Below are 16,480 nucleotides of genomic sequence, written 5' to 3'. Positions count from 1 at the left end.
CCGCTCCCACGGCTCAACCTGTCCGACAATCGCCTGTGCTGCTTTTTGCCGGATTGCCGGAACCGTCCCGCACGCGGGCAAGCTTTTGCCGCTCGCGTCCCACCACTGTCACTCGATAGCCTTCTTTGGCAAGCCAGCGAGCTACCTCTGTCAGCATGCCGCTCGCCCCGATCACCAGCGCTTCCTGTGCCATTTTCCCCGCCTCCCCGTCTTTTCGCTTACGATTCTACGATCAGGGTGACAGGTCCGTCGTTGAGCAGACGTACGTCCATCATCGCGCCAAAACGCCCCGTCTCCACGACCAGCCCTTTTTCCCGCAGCTTGGCATTAAACAGCTCGTACAGCGGTTCAGCCTGCTCAGGGCGAGCGGCTGCCATGAAGTTCGGCCTTCTCCCTTTGCGGCAGTCTCCGTACAGCGTGAACTGGGACACCGATAAAATCTGCCCGCCCGTCTCCAGGACGGAAAAGTTCATTTTTCCTGCTTCGTCTTCAAAAATTCGCAGATTGGCGATTTTATCCGCGACAAAGTCTACTTCCTTTTCGCTGTCCTCGTGGGTGATTCCGACTAACAGCAACAGCCCGTGCTCGATTTGCCCGACTACCTCGCCAGCAACGGTCACGCTTGCTTCTTTCGTTCTCTGTACGACAACTCTCACGTCGATCCATTCCTTTCGTTTGGAAGCTCGCCGCTCACAATGACGCACGGCTGACCTAAACAAAACACCCGATCCAAAAACGGATCAGGTGCTCAATATGCGGCGAACCGAATAAATATCTTTAATCCGCTTGATTCGTTCCACAACTTTCAAGAGATGATCCACATTGCTGATCGAGATGGTCATATGAATCGTCGCCACCCGATTTTTATCTGCTTTGCCACTGACGGCAGCAATATTCGTCTTCGTCTCTGCGACGACTTGCAACACGTCGTTCAACAGTCCGCTGCGATCGTTGCCCGTGATCTCGATTTCCACGTTGAAGTTGTGCTTCTGATCGGTATCCCATTCGACGTCGATCAAACGCTCTGAGCATTCATCTGCGAGCACATTCGGACAGTCTTTCCGGTGCACAGACACACCGCGCCCTCTTGTAATAAAGCCGATGATCTGATCGCCCGGAACTGGTGTACAGCAACGCGAGATACGCACCAACAAGTTGTCTACGCCGCGCACTTTTACCCCGGACTCGCTCTTTTGCGCACGGTGAGCCGGATTTTGCTTGATCTCCGGGATGACCGGATTTTGCTCCTCCCGCTCGCGGCGAAGCTTGTCGAGCAGACGTGTGGCAATCTGGGAAGCCGTAATGCCGCCGTAGCCGACTGCGGCAAACATGTCCTCGGCCCCCTGGAAGTTGAATCGCGCCGCCGCTTCCTTCAGGTTGGTGTCCGTCATCGCTTCCTTCACGTCGAAGCTGCGCGATTTGATCTCCGCTTCCACCATCTGTTGGCCTTTGGCAACGTTCTCTTCCCGCTTTTCTTTTTTGAACCACTGCTTGATTTTGTTGCGGGCATGGGCGGACTTGGCCATTTTCAGCCAGTCCTGGCTTGGCCCGTACGAATGCTTGGAAGTAAGGATTTCGACGATATCGCCCGTTTTCATGGCGTAATCAAGCGGAACGATCTTGCCGTTTACCTTTGCCCCAATCGTCCGGTTTCCTACCGCCGAGTGAATGCGATAGGAAAAGTCCAGCGGCACGGAGCCTTTTGGCAGTTCGACTACATCTCCTTTTGGCGTGAACACAAAGACCGTGTCCGAGAACAAATCCTGCTTGAGGCTTTCCATGAACTCCTGCGCATTGGGCGCTTCCTCTGACCCGCCTTCGATAATCTCGCGCAAGCTGCCCAGCTTCTCGGCAAACGATCCTTGCACGACACTCTGGCCTTCCTTGTACGCCCAGTGGGCCGCGATCCCGATCTCTGCCGTCTGATGCATATCCCACGTGCGAATCTGCACTTCCAACGGCTCGCCTTTAGGCCCGATCACCGTCGTATGCAGCGATTGGTACATGTTGGTCTTCGGCATCGCGATATAGTCCTTGAATCTGCCAGGCATCGGCTTCCACAGTGTATGGACAATGCCCAGCACCGCGTAGCAGTCGCGAATGTCGTTCACAATGATCCGCAAGGCCAGCAAATCATAAATTTCGTTGAACTGCTTGTTTTGCTTGGTCATCTTTTTAAAGATGCTGTATATATGCTTGGGCCGCCCCGATATTTCCGCCTCGATGTTCAGCTCGCCAAGCTTCTCCCTGATCGTATCCGATGCTTCGTTCAGGTAAGCCTCGCGCTCCACCCGCTTCTTTTGCATCAGGTTGACGATCCGGTAATACTGCTGCGGATTCAAATAGCGCAGCGCCGTATCTTCCAGCTCCCATTTGACGGAGGCAATCCCCAGCCGATGAGCCAGGGGCGCGAAAATCTCCAGCGTCTCATCGGATATTTCCCGCTGCTTCTCTTCGGACATGTGTCGCAATGTCCGCATGTTGTGCAAACGGTCTGCCAGCTTGATCATGATGACACGAATGTCCTGCGCCATGGCAACCAGCATCTTGCGGTGGTTTTCAGCAAGCTGCTCTTCCTTGGACTTGTATTTGATTTTTTCCAGCTTGGTTACCCCGTCTACCAGCAGAGCCACGTCAGGACCGAACTGTTGGCGGAGATCGTCAAGCGTAATGTCGGTGTCTTCCACTACATCATGCAAAAATCCGGCAGCGATCGTAACCGCGTCCATGTGCAGGTTGGCGAGAATCCCCGCTACTGCGATCGGGTGCATGATGTACGGAACGCCTGATTTTCTTATCTGCCCTTCGTGAGCTTTTTCAGCCAGCTGATAGGCGCGAGTAATCAGGTCCAGATCCGATTGTGACAAATAGGTGCTTGCTTTTTTTACTACCTCATCAATGCCGGTAATCATAGTTCCCTTCCCTTATCCTCTCATTGGAAAACTTGGCTTTGCCAAGCCTTATGTCACAGGCGAAGGCTTTGAGCGTATAAAAAAAATCATCTATAGAAGCCCTTTCGAACAAGTAGTTCTTCTGTAGCGGATGATTTTGGTGCGTCCTGCGTGCGGACGCTGGCAGCCTGCTCTTCCTTGGAAGCGGCAGACGAACATTATCGGTTGTCTGTCTGGATGAAAAAAAGCGTCATGTCTATTTCATACTATTATCTTTTATGTCGTTCGTATTGTAAAGCTGTTTCCCCTGTAAAGTATGATCCATGCGTGGAAAAAAGAAAAAAACGGGTACATGACCCGTTTTTCGTTGAAGCATCAATTAATATTGCACCAAGGATTTGATCGGAACATCCCCGATTTTTTTGCGTCCTTCCAGATAGGACAGCTCGATGAAGAAGGCAGCGCCTACTACTTTTCCGCCGAGTTGCTCGATCAGATTGATCGTCGTTTCGATGGTTCCTCCGGTCGCCAGAAGGTCGTCCGCAATCAGCACGCGTTGGCCTGGCGTAACGGCATCTACGTGCACAGCGAGCGCGTCTTTGCCGTACTCCAGGTCGTAATCTGCCTTGATCGACTCGTAAGGCAGCTTGCCGGATTTGCGGATCGGCACAAAGCCGATTCCCATTTCGTAAGACAGAGGCGCTCCTACGACAAATCCGCGTGCTTCCGGACCTGCAATCACGTCAGCCTGCACTTCGCGGGCAAATTCAGCCAAGTCTTGAATCGCTGCGCGATAAGCAGGGCCGTCTTTCAGCAAAGTCGTGATATCTTTGAAACGAATCCCCGGTTGCGGGAAGTCCGGAATGACGCGAATGTATTGTTTGTAATCCATGAAAAATTCCTCCTATACGGTGACTGGTGTCACCAGCTGATGAAACGTTTGGATCAATGATTCCGAGGATGAGAGCAGCAAATCCGTAGCGAGTTGCGCTTCTTCCTTCCACTCCGTATAAATGACGGAGCTTTCCAGCGGCCTTTTTTCTGCCGTCTCCTGCAGGCGATACTGTTCGGCATCCTCCTGCAAAAACTGCAACTCCAAAAAGATCGCAAGCATGCCGTCCAGCAAGCTTCGCTTCCATTGCAGCTTGCGGGCGAGCGCATCCAAATGTATGCGCTTCACTACTGGCACTTGCACAAAAAACTGGTACAGCTGCTTGAAATGATCGCGGCTCGGACAGGATAGCCGCTCCATGCCCAAATCCGGGTCGCCAAACAGACAGTAGATGCGCTCAGCCTGTTGCAGCAGCGGACTGATTTGCAGCAAATCGGCACGACGCTTCGGCAAGTCGTAGAGCACAACCGCTTGCTGCGGCTCCTGCCTGTCAAGCGCGACAGCATTGCCCAGGAAAAAGAGAGAAGTCTGCCCGTCCGCGCTTGTCTTTGGCACGAGCTGTTCATAGCTTTCCGCCCGAAACACAACGGTCATCGTCCCGGACTCCGCTATCAACTGCTGCCATTTCTCTATTTTGTCCCGACTTCCCCGCCAGTCGAACACTTGCTGATGCGGAACGGACAAGTCCCGGATCGTCAGCTGCGGCTTGCGGTTGCCATTCCATTCATTGACTGAAAGCTCGCCCAGCACCTGAAAACGCGCTTTTGGGGTCACCTTTTTCGTCACGTGCGCCCAGTTGAAGCCGATGGCATCCAACGTTTGGCCTGACCTGACGAGTGTGCATTTCAAATGATTGTCATCGCGCCCGATTGTGCGCATTCCCTGTGTCTCGACTTCATCCAGCATGACGAGCGGAGTCGGATTGCCCATCCCGTAAGGAGCGAGCCGTTCCAGCTGCTCGGCTGCCTCCAGGCTGATTTCGTCCATGCTCATCGACACATCTACTTTGGTCAGAGGGGTAAAATCTTCCGGCGTCAGCCATTCCCCCGCCAGCTCGTTCAGCCTGCTGCGCAAGAGATCGAGGTTTTCCACCGGGAGTGTCATTCCTGCGGCCATCGTATGCCCCCCGTAATGCGGGAGCCACTCCTTGCATGCTGTCAAACCTTCGTACATGTCAAAGCCGGCGATGCTTCTCGCCGAGCCTTTGGCTGTCCCTTTTTCCGGATCGATGCCAAGCACGATCGTCGGACGGTAAAACAGTTCTACTAGCCGTGACGCTACGATTCCTACAACCCCGACGTTCCAGCCTTCCTTCGCCAGGACGAGGACGTTGTTTTCCTCGGGTGGATACTGCTCCTTCACCATCTGCACGGCTTCTTCCGTCATCGTCGCTACAAGCTCCTGACGCTCGCGATTCAAATCGTCCAAAGCTTGTGCGCACTGCTCTGCTTCCGCCATATCCTCGGTCGTCAGCAGCTTGACGGCGGACTCTGCCGTCTCCAGCCGTCCACTTGCGTTCAGACGCGGCCCGAGCGCGAATCCGACATGTCCGGCCGACAGTTCGCTGTCAGACAGTCCACACACGCGGATCAGCGCCTGCAATCCGATATTGCGGGTCTGATTCAGACGCTTCAAGCCCGCTCTGGCGAGGATGCGGTTTTCATCTACCAAAGGCACCAAATCGGCGATCGTCCCGAGTGCTGCCAGGTCAGCCAAATGCAAAGGAGGCTCCTTTAGCAAGGCATGCCCCAGCTTGAAGGCGACCCCGACTCCCGCGAGCATGTCAAACGGGTACGTACAGCCAGGCTTTTTAGGGTTGATCACAGCAAATGCCTCCGGAATCACAGCCGGAGGTTCGTGGTGGTCGGTTACAATGACGTCAAGACCTAACTGCGTGGCATACGCTACCTGCTCTACTGCACTGATTCCTGTATCGACTGTAATGATCAGCTTGTAACCGCTTTTATGCAGATGCGCCAAGGCGTCTTTATGTAACCCATACCCTTCAGTAAAACGGTTGGGAATGTAATAGTCAAAAACAGCGCCCAGTTGGCGCAACAGGTGTACCATTAACGATGTCGAACTGACCCCATCCGCGTCATAGTCTCCGTAAATACAGATCGGCTCTTGCCTCTCTATCGCTTGTTGAATGCGATGCACGCTCTGTTCCATTCCATCAAGCAAATAAGGGTCATGAAACAACTCCGGGCCAGCTTGCAAAAAATCACGGGCCTTCTGCGCTGTGTCGACGCCGCGAATCACCAGCAGCTTGGACACGAGCGGAGTTAGCTGGCACTCCTCAGCTATACTGGCCGCAATCTGTTCATCGTAGGTGGCCAGTTTCCAGCGTGTTTTCGCTTTCAGCATAGGCTCTCCTCCAATCCTCATTCATTATAGTGGATGGAGAGGGAGACTGACAACAGCATAAAACATGCCGTTTTTACCGTTTTGGCTGTGAAGTGGGATCAAATGGGTTTACATGGACCAAAACATCGCGAATATCAGGAAATGTTTCCAGCAGCATATGCTTGACGCGCTTGCCAATTTGATGCCCGGCAAGGACGGTAATCGCCGGGTCCACCCCGATTTTCACATCGACGATCTGGTAATGCCCGTGCTCCCTGGCCCGCAGCGAATCGATGCGCAACACGCCATCGACCTCGGCAATCGCCTGTCTGAGCTGCTTTGTATCTTCCTCGTGCAAGACGTGATCCAGCGTGCTGTGAATCGATTCCATCATGATGTTGTAAGCCATTTTCAAAACGAGCACAGATACGAATATCCCGGCTGCCGGGTCCAGATACAACATCCAGGGAACACCCAGCCGCTCGCCCACAATCGCGCCGCCGATGCCTACCAGTGCGGCAAACGAAGAGTATACATCCGAGCGATGCTCATAGGCGTTGGCGATCAACGACTGGCTGTTCAGTTTTTTGCCGAGCTTGAACTTGTAGCGGAACATCCATTCCTTGACGATCATGGAACCGATGGCAGCCCAAACTGCCAGCATGCCTGGCGCTTCCACAGGGGCAAAAAACGCTTTAATCGAAGACATCGCAATTTCGAAGCCGACAACTGCCAACAAAACCGCGACAATAATCGCTGCGATCGATTCGGCTTTTCCGTGACCGTACGGATGATCTGCGTCAGGCGGACGCTCTGCCGCTCGCAAGCCGATCAGAACCGCCACGGAACCGACTACATCCGATGCGGAATGCACAGAATCGGCAATCAATGCCTGTGACTTTGCCATCAGCCCGATCAACAGCTTCACCCCTGCCAAAGCAAGGTTGCCCACAATGCCTACCCATGCCCCAAACTGCGCTTGTGCCAACCGATCATCGCCCATTCCTGCCTCTCCTCCTCTATCAGCCTACTTGTCTTCAAGAGTAGAAAACCGCAGGGAATAACCCCTGCGGTCTACATAGCGAAAGCTCTTTGACGAAGCGAAAAGCGAACCGCTTATGCTTCTTTCTTCTTTCTCATATTCCGCTCCTTCAAGTTTACCCAAACTTGAGCAGCAATAAAGATGGAGGAGTACGTACCGCTCACCAGACCGAACAACAGGGCCAGCGAGAAGTTGCGAATGCTCTCGCTTCCGAGTACCGCAATAGCCAAAGCGGTAAAAAATACGGTAGCTACTGTGTATACGGAACGGCGCATCGTCTGCCAAAGCGAAACGTTCACCAGATGCTCCAGATCCGGAATCGTCTTGGACTTCATGGTACGCAAGTTTTCGCGGATACGGTCAAAAATAACGATTTTATCGTTGATCGAGTAACCGAGAATGGTCAAAAGCGCTGCGATGAAAGTAATGTCTACTTCCAGATCAAACACGGAGAACAGCGCGATCGGGATAATCACGTCATGCAAAAGTCCCACGACGCAGGCAATCCCGAACAGCACCTGGAAGCGAATCGCGATGTAAATGACGATCCCGAGGGAAGCGATCCCTACCGCGATGGCTGCCTTTTTCACCATCTCCTGAGCAATGCTCGGATCAACGGACGATACTTGTTTTGTGACCTGATCGCCGAACTTTTTCTTCAGCGCTTCTTCTGTCTTCATCAAGGTATCCGAAGAAATGGTTTGATCAAAGCGTGTGTAGGCTTGATTTTGCCCGTACGGCGTTACCTTGGAGAAAGCGACATTCGGAATCTCCTGTTTGAGAACGGCTTCGACGTCTTCCGGCTTGAACTCTTTTCCTACGTAAATGTCCAGGCGCGTACCTGCCTTGAAGTCAACCCCAAGGTGCAGCCCTTGGAACATCATAAACAAAAAACCGATGATGATAATCGCGGAAGAGAAAATGAAGAACTTCCGGCGATTTTTAACGATATCAAACCGCACTACGGTATGCTCGCGATCAAAGCTCACCGATCTCACTCTCCTTTACTCCGAACCAGAACGGCTTTTTAAACATGTTGGCACGGACCACCAGCCAAAGGAGGAAACGAGACCCGAACACGTTGGTGATAATACTTACGATGATTGTCATAGCCAGTACGACAGCAAAACCTTGAACGGAGCTTGTTCCGAAGTAGAACAATACGCCTGTCGCGATCAGCGTCGTCACGTGCGCATCAATAATGGTGATCAAAGAACGGCGTTCGCCGGAGCGGAACGCTGACAAAATCGTTTTGCCCGAGCGAATTTCTTCTTGGATACGCTCATACGTAATGATGTTCGCATCGACAGCCATCCCTACCGCCAAAATGAAACCGGCGATACCTGGGAGAGTCAGCGTTGCGTCCATCCAGTCGAGAACGACCATACAAAAGTAAGTAAATCCAGCCAATGTAATATTCGCAATCATGCCCGGCATGCGATAGACGAGCAGCATGAACACGAAAATCAGCGCAGCGCCGATATAGCCGGCATAAAGCGTCTTCTCCAATGCCAGGGCACCCAGAGACGCTCCCACAGATGTTACCTGCTTCTCAATCAGCTTCGCTGGCATCGCACCGGAGTTCAGCAAGTCAGCCAGTTCCTGAGCCGATTCTTGGGTATAGTCTCCTGTGATTTGAGCGCTGCCGCCCGAGATCACGGATTGGATCGTAGGATTGGTTTGGAGGTTTTCGTCCAGGAAAATCGCCATGCGCTTATGCAGGTTGGCGCGAGTTACATCCTCCAATTTTTTTGCATCCGAGAATTTCACGGTTACGAGAGGGCGTTTCAGGTCATCGTAGCCGACCGCTGCCCCGTTTGGCGCCAAGTCGCTACCTTGCAGGATGACCTTGCCCGACTCGTCGCGGAACGTCAGTACAGCAGGTTTTCCGATCAGTTCACGCAGCTTGTCCTGATCAGCGGATTGCGAAGCGATTTGCACGCGAATCCGGTTTGGCAGCTCGGTAGAAATGACAGGCTCTGCCACGCCGCCGATGTTAATCCGTTTCTCAATCATGTGTGCAGTTGATTTCAACAGCTCGATATCAACCTTGTGCCCAGCCTCAAGAGGCTCTACCTCATACAAAATCTCAAACCCGCCTTGCAGGTCAAGACCGAGAGTGATGTTTCCTGCCACCTGTTTGGTCGTAGTTGACACAAGTGTCGCCAAAAGCCCTACAACAACCAGGAACAGGAGAAATCTTCCCCATTTTATCATCGTTGTAATACCCCTCTTTCATAAACAGGGTCCCGCCCCTAAGCGAGAAACCAATATGCCCATTATAGCGAAGTATGAAAAAACGTGTCAATTATTGCTGGAAGAGCGAACCATGGTAACCAACCCCTTATCTATAATGAGCATGCTACTTATACGAATAGGGAGGCTGGAAGTTTCACTAAGAATTTTTATACATTTGAATCATGAGATAGTTCATGTACTTGTTCGGTTTCAGAGACAAAATATCGTTGACGAGACGGTGCATCGGGGGAAATTCCTTGTACCCGTTCGTGACGCATTCCCATATGTCCTTGGCATCCACGTTTTCGTAGCCCAACAAGGCAAATTCCTCGGCCTTGCTCTGGCAAAGACTTGCTACTTGCCCATACCATTCCTGTTTTTGCGCTTGGTCCATCCCCGTTTCCCCCTCAAAGTAGTCATGCCGACAGCGGCACGTCCATATTCTTTACTGAGTGAATTTTTCCTTGCAAAGGAGCCTTCCATGAGACAGTCATTCTTTTACGGAACGGTTATCCTCATCATTGCTGGCGGCATCACCAAAGTGTTTGGCTTTGCTCACAGGATCGTGCTTTCACGCATCATCGGAGCGGAAGGAATGGGGCTGTATCAAATGGTCGTGCCCCTGTTGTACTTTCTGATCACGGTGACGACATTCGGTCTGCCTGTCGCCATCGCCAAGCAAGTGGCGGAAACCGAGGCAGCTAACAATCCGCGCATGACCCGCCGCTACTTGCTGCTCGCCCTCGCAGTCGCTGGCGGCATCAGCTTGCTGGTTTGCACGCTGCTCCTGCTGTTTTCCCACTGGATTGCGGGCGCTCTATTCGCGGACCCTCGCGCCCATATCGTCATGCTCGCCGCCATCCCGGTCATTCCGATCTCCAGTATTTCACTCGTGCTGCGCGGATACTTCCAGGGAAAGCAAAACATGATTCCCACCGCCATCTCCCAGCTGCTGGAGCAAGTGGCCCGCATGGCGCTGGTCGTCGTCATGACCATGTCGTTTTTGTCCGCAGGGATCGAGTATGCCACAGCCGGTGCAGTCGCCAGCATTATTTTCGGGGAAGCCGCCGGACTCCTCTACATTCTCTGGCAATATCGCAAAGGAAGCAAAAAAGCTGCTGCGCAACTTCTGGAAAGACCGTTTCTGCAAGCTGTCTCTGCCAGCAAGACAAACATCTCCCAACTGATTCACGTCGCTCTGCCCGTCACGTTGAGCCGCATCATCGGTTCGATCGCCTACGTCCTGGAACCGATGCTCGTACCGCTTGCGCTCGTGATCGCGGGGTATACGACTGCCACGGCAACGGGATTGTACGGACAGTTTGCCGGTATGGCCGTACCTCTGCTGCTTTTTCCCACTTTTTTAACCTATTCCTTGTCCGTTTCACTCGTTCCTGCCGTAGCAGAGGCCGCCTATCAAAAAAATGCTCCTCTCGTGCATCGGCGCATCTATCAAGCGATGCGCATCACACTCGTAATCGGAGCACCATGTACTGTCCTGCTTACTATTTTTGCGGAGCCGTTATGTACACTGCTCTACGGCAGCGAATATCGAGAGGTCGGCGTCTTGCTCAAGGAGCTGGCTCCGTTTTCCGTGTTCCTCTTTTTCCAGGCCCCGCTCGCAGCGGCCTTGCAAGGTCTTGACTACGCCCAGGTCGTTTTCCGAAATACGCTGATCAGCGCTGTAATCAAAACAGCCGCCATGTTCGTCTTTACAGCCCAACCGACCTTCGGCATTCACGGCGCCGTCATTGCGACCAATATTGGCATCACATTGGGCACCCTTTTGCACTTTGCCAGCCTGATCAAAAAAATCGGATTTACCGTCGATGTATGGGAGTTCGGAAAAATTGGGATCGCCATGCTGGCCATGGGTTACCTCGGCTCATACATGGCGGATCACCTGTTCTTGCATTCCTCGACGGCCAAGCTGCTTCTCGCCAGCGCGTCCATCAGCAGCTTGCTGTATTTGCTCCTTCTGGTCGCCATGCGCGTCCTGGGCAAACAGGACGTCCGCCGGATTCCCTGGATCGGAGAGCAGCTCGCCATCTTCTTCCCTCGCCGCTAACACCTAGTGTAGCGGCTTGTCTTTTTTATCCAGGTACATAATTCCTCGCTCGTCAATGCTGCAAAAGGAAACTTCCCGGATGTCCTTGATCCCGTATTTGCGAATTTCCCGCTTGAGCCACAGTTGATTTTGCCCGATCTTTTGCAAAGCTTCCTGCCTGACTTTGCCGTCCAGAATCAACGGAATGGGCAAGCCTTTGTATGAAACCGGCCCGATATGTTCTTCTTTAGCCAGTTCGATATCCCCACGGGTGAGATGCTCTTTTTCCGGCTTCAAAAAGACGCTCATCTGCCCGGTAGGCTCCAGCAGGGCGAACTCGACATCCGCAATATTTTTCACGTTTTTTTGCCGCAGATGTACCATCAGGTCATCCATGTTCAACTGATTGCGGCGCATCGCCTGTTCTCGGATTTGCCCGTTTTCAATGATCATATCGGCTGAACCGTCGACCACATCGCGAAATTTCTTGCTCTTTAACGAGAGATACGCCATGGCGATTTCCAGAACGGCAATCAACAGCATCGGCAAATAAAAGCGCAACCCGGGCTTTTCTACATCCTCAATCGCCAGAGCCGCCATTTCAGCCAGCATAATGGAAATCACCACATCAAAAACGGACAGCTTTCCCAGTTCTCGCTTGCCCATGATGCGGAGCAAGATCAGGAGGAAAAAATACGAGAAAAGGGTGCGCAACATGACAGTTGAAATATCTTCCACTTCCCGCCGCCCCCTATCGAACATTTGATATTATTGTTCGGCAGGGAGCTTGCAACTATTAGCTCCAATTACAACCACTTTCGTTTGCGGAAAATGTGCAGCATGAAGAAGGTCATCGCCAGCATGATCACAAGCGCTACGATCAGCATGTAAGGCTCAGCCTCCTCACCCAGCCAGGCGAATGTGTTCATCCCGAAAAGCCCGGTGATAAACGTAAGCGGCAGGATGATGGTGGAGATGATCGTGAGTACACGCATCGTCTCGGTCGTCTTGGCGCTGATGATCGTGTAATACGTATCGAGCGCACCGTTCACCAGGTCGCGGAAAGTCTCTGTCGAGTCGGAGATCCGCTCCAGGTGGTCGGTCAAGTCGCTGTAGAACGGAACGTTTTCCTCGGAAATATCGAAAGAGAAGCGGCCATTCACATTGGCGAAGATTCGTTTTTGCGGCATGATGACACGCCTGATCAAAATAATCGTCCGCTTGAGCGCCAGGAACTCCTCCGTAATTTCCTCCATCTGATGCTCGTAAATCTCGTCCTCCAGCTCGTCAATCCGCACACTAATCCGATCGATAATCGGAAAATACTCGTCGGTAATCCCGTCGACAATCGCATACAGCAAATAGTCGGGACCCCGGTTCAGATAGGAATTGTTGCGGTGACACATGGCTGCGATCCGCCCGATCGTGTTCATCGGGGATTTGTGGATCGTCACGATGTAATTAGGGCCGAGAAAAACGTTCAGTTCTACCGTGGTAATCTCGTCATCGCTTTCTTCATTGTAACGCAGGGCGTGAAAAACGAAGAAATAGTAATCATCGTACTTGTCTACCTTGGCACGTGGACTGACGTGCAGGCAGTCCTCAATTGCCAGTGGGTGAAAGTCGAAGATCTTGGCAATATAGGGCAGTTCATTGTTCCCCACATCATACAGATCGATCCAGAGCAAATCCTCCGGAGATTTCAACCATTGATCTTTTGTCGCCAGATCAACATCATGAAACATCTTCTGCTCTGAGTGGTTATAAAAGTACGTTTTGATCAACCTTCCTCACCCCCGTCTCGTTCCCCATCCATCATACGAAAATTCCTCCTAATGTTCAACGCGAAGATGAATAGAGCGGCCAGGCCATTCATATAGATGGTACAAACAGTTGATCAGTGAGGGGGTAAACATTGTGCGGAGTGCATCCACCTCTGTGCTGACAGGTCTATTGTACACGACAGGACTTGTTTTGTTCGGGGCATTGCTCGCAACCTTGCTTCTGAGCTTCACCAGCATGCGCGAAGGCTCTTTGCCTTATTTTACGTACATCATCAATGCGGTTGCTCTTCTGGTCGGCGGCTTCGTCACCGGAAAGCGCTGTGGCGGCAAAGGCTGGTACTACGGGGGGCTGACCGGATTTTCTTATTTTCTCCTGATTCTTTTGATCGGCTTTCTGGGATTCGATGCCCCGATGCAATGGGGTACGTTCCTCTTTTTGCTCGGTGCGTTCGGAGTTGCAGCATTGGGCGGCATTCTCGGCGTCAATTCCGCCAACTCCAGCCAAAAGCCGAAAAATTTCAAGCCCAGACGCTAACAAGCTTATGCGTCCAAGAAAAAAGCAGGCGGGATTTTCCCCACCTGCTTTTTCTTTGCTTTATTTGGATTCTTCTTTTTCCAATTCGACTTTAGCTGGTTCGCTTTTCGCCGGCTCATTGCTTGCGGATGTCACGCTGTTGATCGCACCGCGATCGAATGTAACGTTTACGTTGTGGGCAATGCGCAGAGTCACTGTATCGTCAGTCAGCTCTTGAATGGTGCCGTGCATGCCGCCGATTGTTACGATCTTGTCGCCTTTTTTGACAGCAGCCAGCATGGCGTTGCGTTGTTTTGCTTTCTTTTGTTGCGGGCGAATCAGCAAGAAGTAGAAAATCGCAAACATGATGATAATCGGTAAAAACTGTGTCAAGCCTTCCATGAAAATCCCCCTCGATTAAAAAGATCTATCTTCACCCAATCCATATTGAGCGAAAAACTGGTCCCGGAAATCTTGCAAGCGGTCTTCCGCAATCGCTTGGCGCACCTGCTCCATCAGCTTCACAAGGAAATGCAGATTGTGGTAGGTGGTCAAACGAATGCCAAAGGTCTCCTCCGCCTTGATGAGATGGCGGATGTAAGCGCGGGTGTAATTCTTGCAGGTGTAGCAATCGCAATTCGGGTCGAGCGGAGTAAAATCTCGCGCGAACTTCGCATTGCGGATCACCAGTCTTCCCTGGCTTGTCATGCATGTCCCGTTGCGGGCAATCCGCGTCGGCAGTACGCAGTCAAACATGTCGATGCCGCGGATCGCTCCGTCGATGAGAGCGTCAGGTGATCCTACTCCCATGAGGTAGCGAGGCTTGTTTGCAGGAAGCAGCGGAACCGTATGTTCCAGCACTTCGTACATCAAAGGGAACGGCTCTCCCACGCTCAAACCGCCAATCGCATAACCTGGAAAATCCATGGAAATGAGATCTTTGGCGCTCTGCTCGCGCAGGTCGTTGAACATCCCGCCTTGCACGATTCCGAAAAGCGCCTGATCGTTTGGCCGCGCATGTGCCTTAAGGCAGCGTTCTGCCCATCTGGTTGTGCGCTCCATCGACTTTTTCACGTAATCGTACTCCGCAGGATAAGGGGCGCACTCGTCAAATGCCATAAAAATATCGGCTCCGAGCGCGTTTTGGATCTGTGTGGCCTCCTCAGGGCCGATAAACAGCTTTTCTCCGTTAAGATGTGAACGGAAGGAAACCCCTTCCTCCGTAATCTTGCGTAGGTTGCTCAAGCTGAATACTTGAAATCCGCCAGAATCGGTCAGGATGGCACGGTCCCAGTTCATGAAGCCGTGCAGTCCGCCAGCTTCCCGGACAATTTCATGCCCTGGACGGAGAAACAGATGGTAGGTATTACTGAGGATAATGCCCGCTCCGATCGCCTTCAACTCTTCGGGACTCATCGTCTTGACTGTTGCCTGCGTGCCGACTGGCATAAAGACAGGAGTGTCGATCGTCCCATGCGGAGTGTGCAGCTTACCGAGCCTGGCGCCTGTTTGCTTGCATGTTTTGATTAATTCGTAACGTACAGCCAAATTGTCGCACTCCTCAAGCTATGTATGTAAGTCTTTCCTATTATAAGAAAACTTGAGAGTGAAGTAAACCCACCCGGCTTATAAGTATACACTTATGCGGGTGGGATGTGGCGTTTTTTAGACAATCAGCATGGCGTCTCCGAAACTGAAGAAGCGGTATTCCTCACGAACTGCCGTCTTGTACGCATTCATGACATGTTCTTTGCCTGCCAGCGCGCTGACCAGCATGACGAGTGTCGATTTGGGCAAGTGGAAATTCGTCAAAAGTCCGTCCAGTATCGAGAACGTATAGCCCGGATAGATGAAAATGTCCGTCCAGCCGGACGCAGCCACCAGCTTGCCTTCGTTGGCCCGGCCGACCGTCTCCAGCGTCCGGCACGAAGTCGTCCCGACCGCGATGACCCTTCTCCCTTCCGCTTTTGCCTTGTTCACCAGCTCCACAGTTTCTTCGGGAATCTCGTAATACTCGGCATGCATGACGTGCTCCTCGACAGAATCAGCCGACACAGGCCGGAACGTTCCCAGCCCCACATGCAGCGTCACGTAAGCAAGCTGTACGCCTTTGGCCGCAATTTGTTCCAGATACGGCTTCGTAAAGTGCAGGCCAGCAGTCGGAGCTGCCGCCGATCCCCGTTCCCTCGCGTAGACGGTCTGGTAGCGCTCGCTGTCTTCGAGCTGCGCATGGATGTACGGCGGCAGCGGCATTGATCCCAGTTGATCGAGAATCTCGTAAAAAATTCCCTCGTACAAAAAACGAACAATCCGTCCGCCCGTCTCCGTCGCTTCCTCGCATACGCAACGCAAAAGACCGTTTCCGAAAACGACCTCGGTTCCCGGCTTCATTCGCTTTCCAGGCTTCACCAGCGTTTCCCAGCGATCGTCTCCCAGCGATTTCAACAACAGGATCTCGATTTTCGCTCCCGTCTCGGCCTTTTCCCCGATCAGTCTGGCCGGAAGCACACGGCTGTCGTTCATAACCAGTACATCTCCGGGCTGCAAATGGTCGATCAGATCGGTAAACCGCTGATGCGCAATCGCCCCCGTCTGTTTGTCCAAAACAAGCAGCCGCGATGATGTCCGGTCTTCCAAAGGATGCTGGGCAATCAGATGCTCCGGCAAATCAAAATCAAATTGTTGCACGTCCACGACTCGTTACTCCTTTAATGACAGTTCATGTG

Annotated in this window: 16 protein-coding genes; 2 read left to right on the top strand and 14 right to left on the bottom strand. The window is 52.4% G+C overall.

What is annotated here, in order from left to right; all coding sequences use genetic code 11:
* Positions 1-13: 13 nt before the first annotated feature.
* The 9 genes from M2298_RS03590 to M2298_RS03550 form a co-directional block, all read right to left on the bottom strand.
* Entirely contained in the window at positions 14-193 is a 180-nt protein-coding gene (locus M2298_RS03590; protein WP_233454075.1) for a Rossmann-fold NAD(P)-binding domain-containing protein, read from the bottom strand.
* Between the two features lie 25 nt (positions 194-218).
* Entirely contained in the window at positions 219-656 is a 438-nt protein-coding gene (gene dtd, locus M2298_RS03585) for a D-aminoacyl-tRNA deacylase (protein WP_122964199.1), read from the bottom strand.
* 84 nt (positions 657-740) lie between these two features.
* Entirely contained in the window at positions 741-2,912 is a 2,172-nt protein-coding gene (locus M2298_RS03580) for a RelA/SpoT family protein (RefSeq protein ID WP_063230213.1), read from the bottom strand.
* A 358-nt stretch (positions 2,913-3,270) separates the two neighbouring features.
* Positions 3,271-3,783 (bottom strand): adenine phosphoribosyltransferase, encoded by a 513-nt coding sequence (locus M2298_RS03575; RefSeq protein WP_063230212.1) that lies wholly within the window; start codon positions 3,781-3,783, stop codon positions 3,271-3,273.
* 12 nt (positions 3,784-3,795) lie between these two features.
* The gene (gene recJ, locus M2298_RS03570; RefSeq protein ID WP_173598618.1) at positions 3,796-6,150 is read right to left on the bottom strand and encodes a single-stranded-DNA-specific exonuclease RecJ; all 2,355 of its coding nucleotides are present in this window, start codon (positions 6,148-6,150) and stop codon (positions 3,796-3,798) included.
* 73 nt (positions 6,151-6,223) lie between these two features.
* The gene (locus M2298_RS03565) at positions 6,224-7,132 is read right to left on the bottom strand and encodes a cation diffusion facilitator family transporter (protein WP_122964201.1); all 909 of its coding nucleotides are present in this window, start codon (positions 7,130-7,132) and stop codon (positions 6,224-6,226) included.
* 113 nt (positions 7,133-7,245) lie between these two features.
* Positions 7,246-8,160: a protein translocase subunit SecF gene (gene secF, locus M2298_RS03560; protein WP_122964202.1), complete on the bottom strand. Its 915-nt coding sequence runs from the start codon at positions 8,158-8,160 to the stop codon at positions 7,246-7,248.
* The gene (gene secD / locus M2298_RS03555) at positions 8,150-9,388 is read right to left on the bottom strand and encodes a protein translocase subunit SecD (protein WP_122964203.1); all 1,239 of its coding nucleotides are present in this window, start codon (positions 9,386-9,388) and stop codon (positions 8,150-8,152) included. Before secD ends, secF begins: the two co-directional genes overlap by 11 nt.
* A gap of 178 nt (positions 9,389-9,566) precedes the next feature.
* Positions 9,567-9,803 carry a post-transcriptional regulator gene (locus tag M2298_RS03550; protein ID WP_122964204.1) on the bottom strand — a complete coding sequence of 79 codons (237 nt, stop codon included), beginning with the start codon at positions 9,801-9,803 and terminating at the stop codon, positions 9,567-9,569.
* An 87-nt stretch (positions 9,804-9,890) separates the two neighbouring features.
* On the opposite strand from M2298_RS03550, the gene spoVB reads away from it, so the two are divergent.
* Entirely contained in the window at positions 9,891-11,477 is a 1,587-nt protein-coding gene (spoVB, locus tag M2298_RS03545; RefSeq protein WP_122964205.1) for a stage V sporulation protein B, read from the top strand.
* Positions 11,478-11,480: 3 nt separating this feature from the next.
* Here the strand turns inward: spoVB and M2298_RS03540 are convergent, their stop codons facing one another.
* Positions 11,481-12,218, bottom strand: a complete 738-nt coding sequence (locus M2298_RS03540; protein WP_217365236.1) for a DUF421 domain-containing protein — start codon at positions 12,216-12,218, stop codon at positions 11,481-11,483.
* A 44-nt stretch (positions 12,219-12,262) separates the two neighbouring features.
* The gene (gene corA, locus M2298_RS03535) at positions 12,263-13,240 is read right to left on the bottom strand and encodes a magnesium/cobalt transporter CorA (protein ID WP_063230206.1); all 978 of its coding nucleotides are present in this window, start codon (positions 13,238-13,240) and stop codon (positions 12,263-12,265) included.
* Between the two features lie 133 nt (positions 13,241-13,373).
* Here corA and M2298_RS03530 point away from each other — a divergent pair, with 133 nt between their 5' ends.
* Complete coding sequence (locus tag M2298_RS03530) at positions 13,374-13,775, top strand: TIGR04086 family membrane protein (RefSeq protein WP_122964207.1); 402 nt, start codon at positions 13,374-13,376, stop codon at positions 13,773-13,775.
* 60 nt (positions 13,776-13,835) lie between these two features.
* On the opposite strand, the gene yajC is transcribed toward M2298_RS03530, so the two are convergent.
* The 3 genes from yajC to queA form a co-directional block, all read right to left on the bottom strand.
* Complete coding sequence (yajC, locus tag M2298_RS03525) at positions 13,836-14,156, bottom strand: preprotein translocase subunit YajC (RefSeq protein ID WP_063230204.1); 321 nt, start codon at positions 14,154-14,156, stop codon at positions 13,836-13,838.
* Between the two features lie 15 nt (positions 14,157-14,171).
* Positions 14,172-15,302, bottom strand: coding sequence for a tRNA guanosine(34) transglycosylase Tgt (tgt, locus tag M2298_RS03520; RefSeq protein ID WP_063230203.1), 1,131 nt, complete (start codon positions 15,300-15,302; stop codon positions 14,172-14,174).
* 117 nt (positions 15,303-15,419) lie between these two features.
* Positions 15,420-16,448 carry a tRNA preQ1(34) S-adenosylmethionine ribosyltransferase-isomerase QueA gene (gene queA, locus M2298_RS03515; protein ID WP_173597464.1) on the bottom strand — a complete coding sequence of 343 codons (1,029 nt, stop codon included), beginning with the start codon at positions 16,446-16,448 and terminating at the stop codon, positions 15,420-15,422.
* Positions 16,449-16,480: the final 32 nt, after the last annotated feature.

It is taken from the genome of Brevibacillus sp. 1238, from assembly GCF_029892995.1.
Taxonomy (GTDB): Bacteria; Bacillota; Bacilli; order Brevibacillales; family Brevibacillaceae; genus Brevibacillus; species Brevibacillus parabrevis.
The sequence above is the reverse complement of the archived record's forward strand: the minus strand, read 5'-3'. Positions and strand labels throughout refer to the sequence as shown.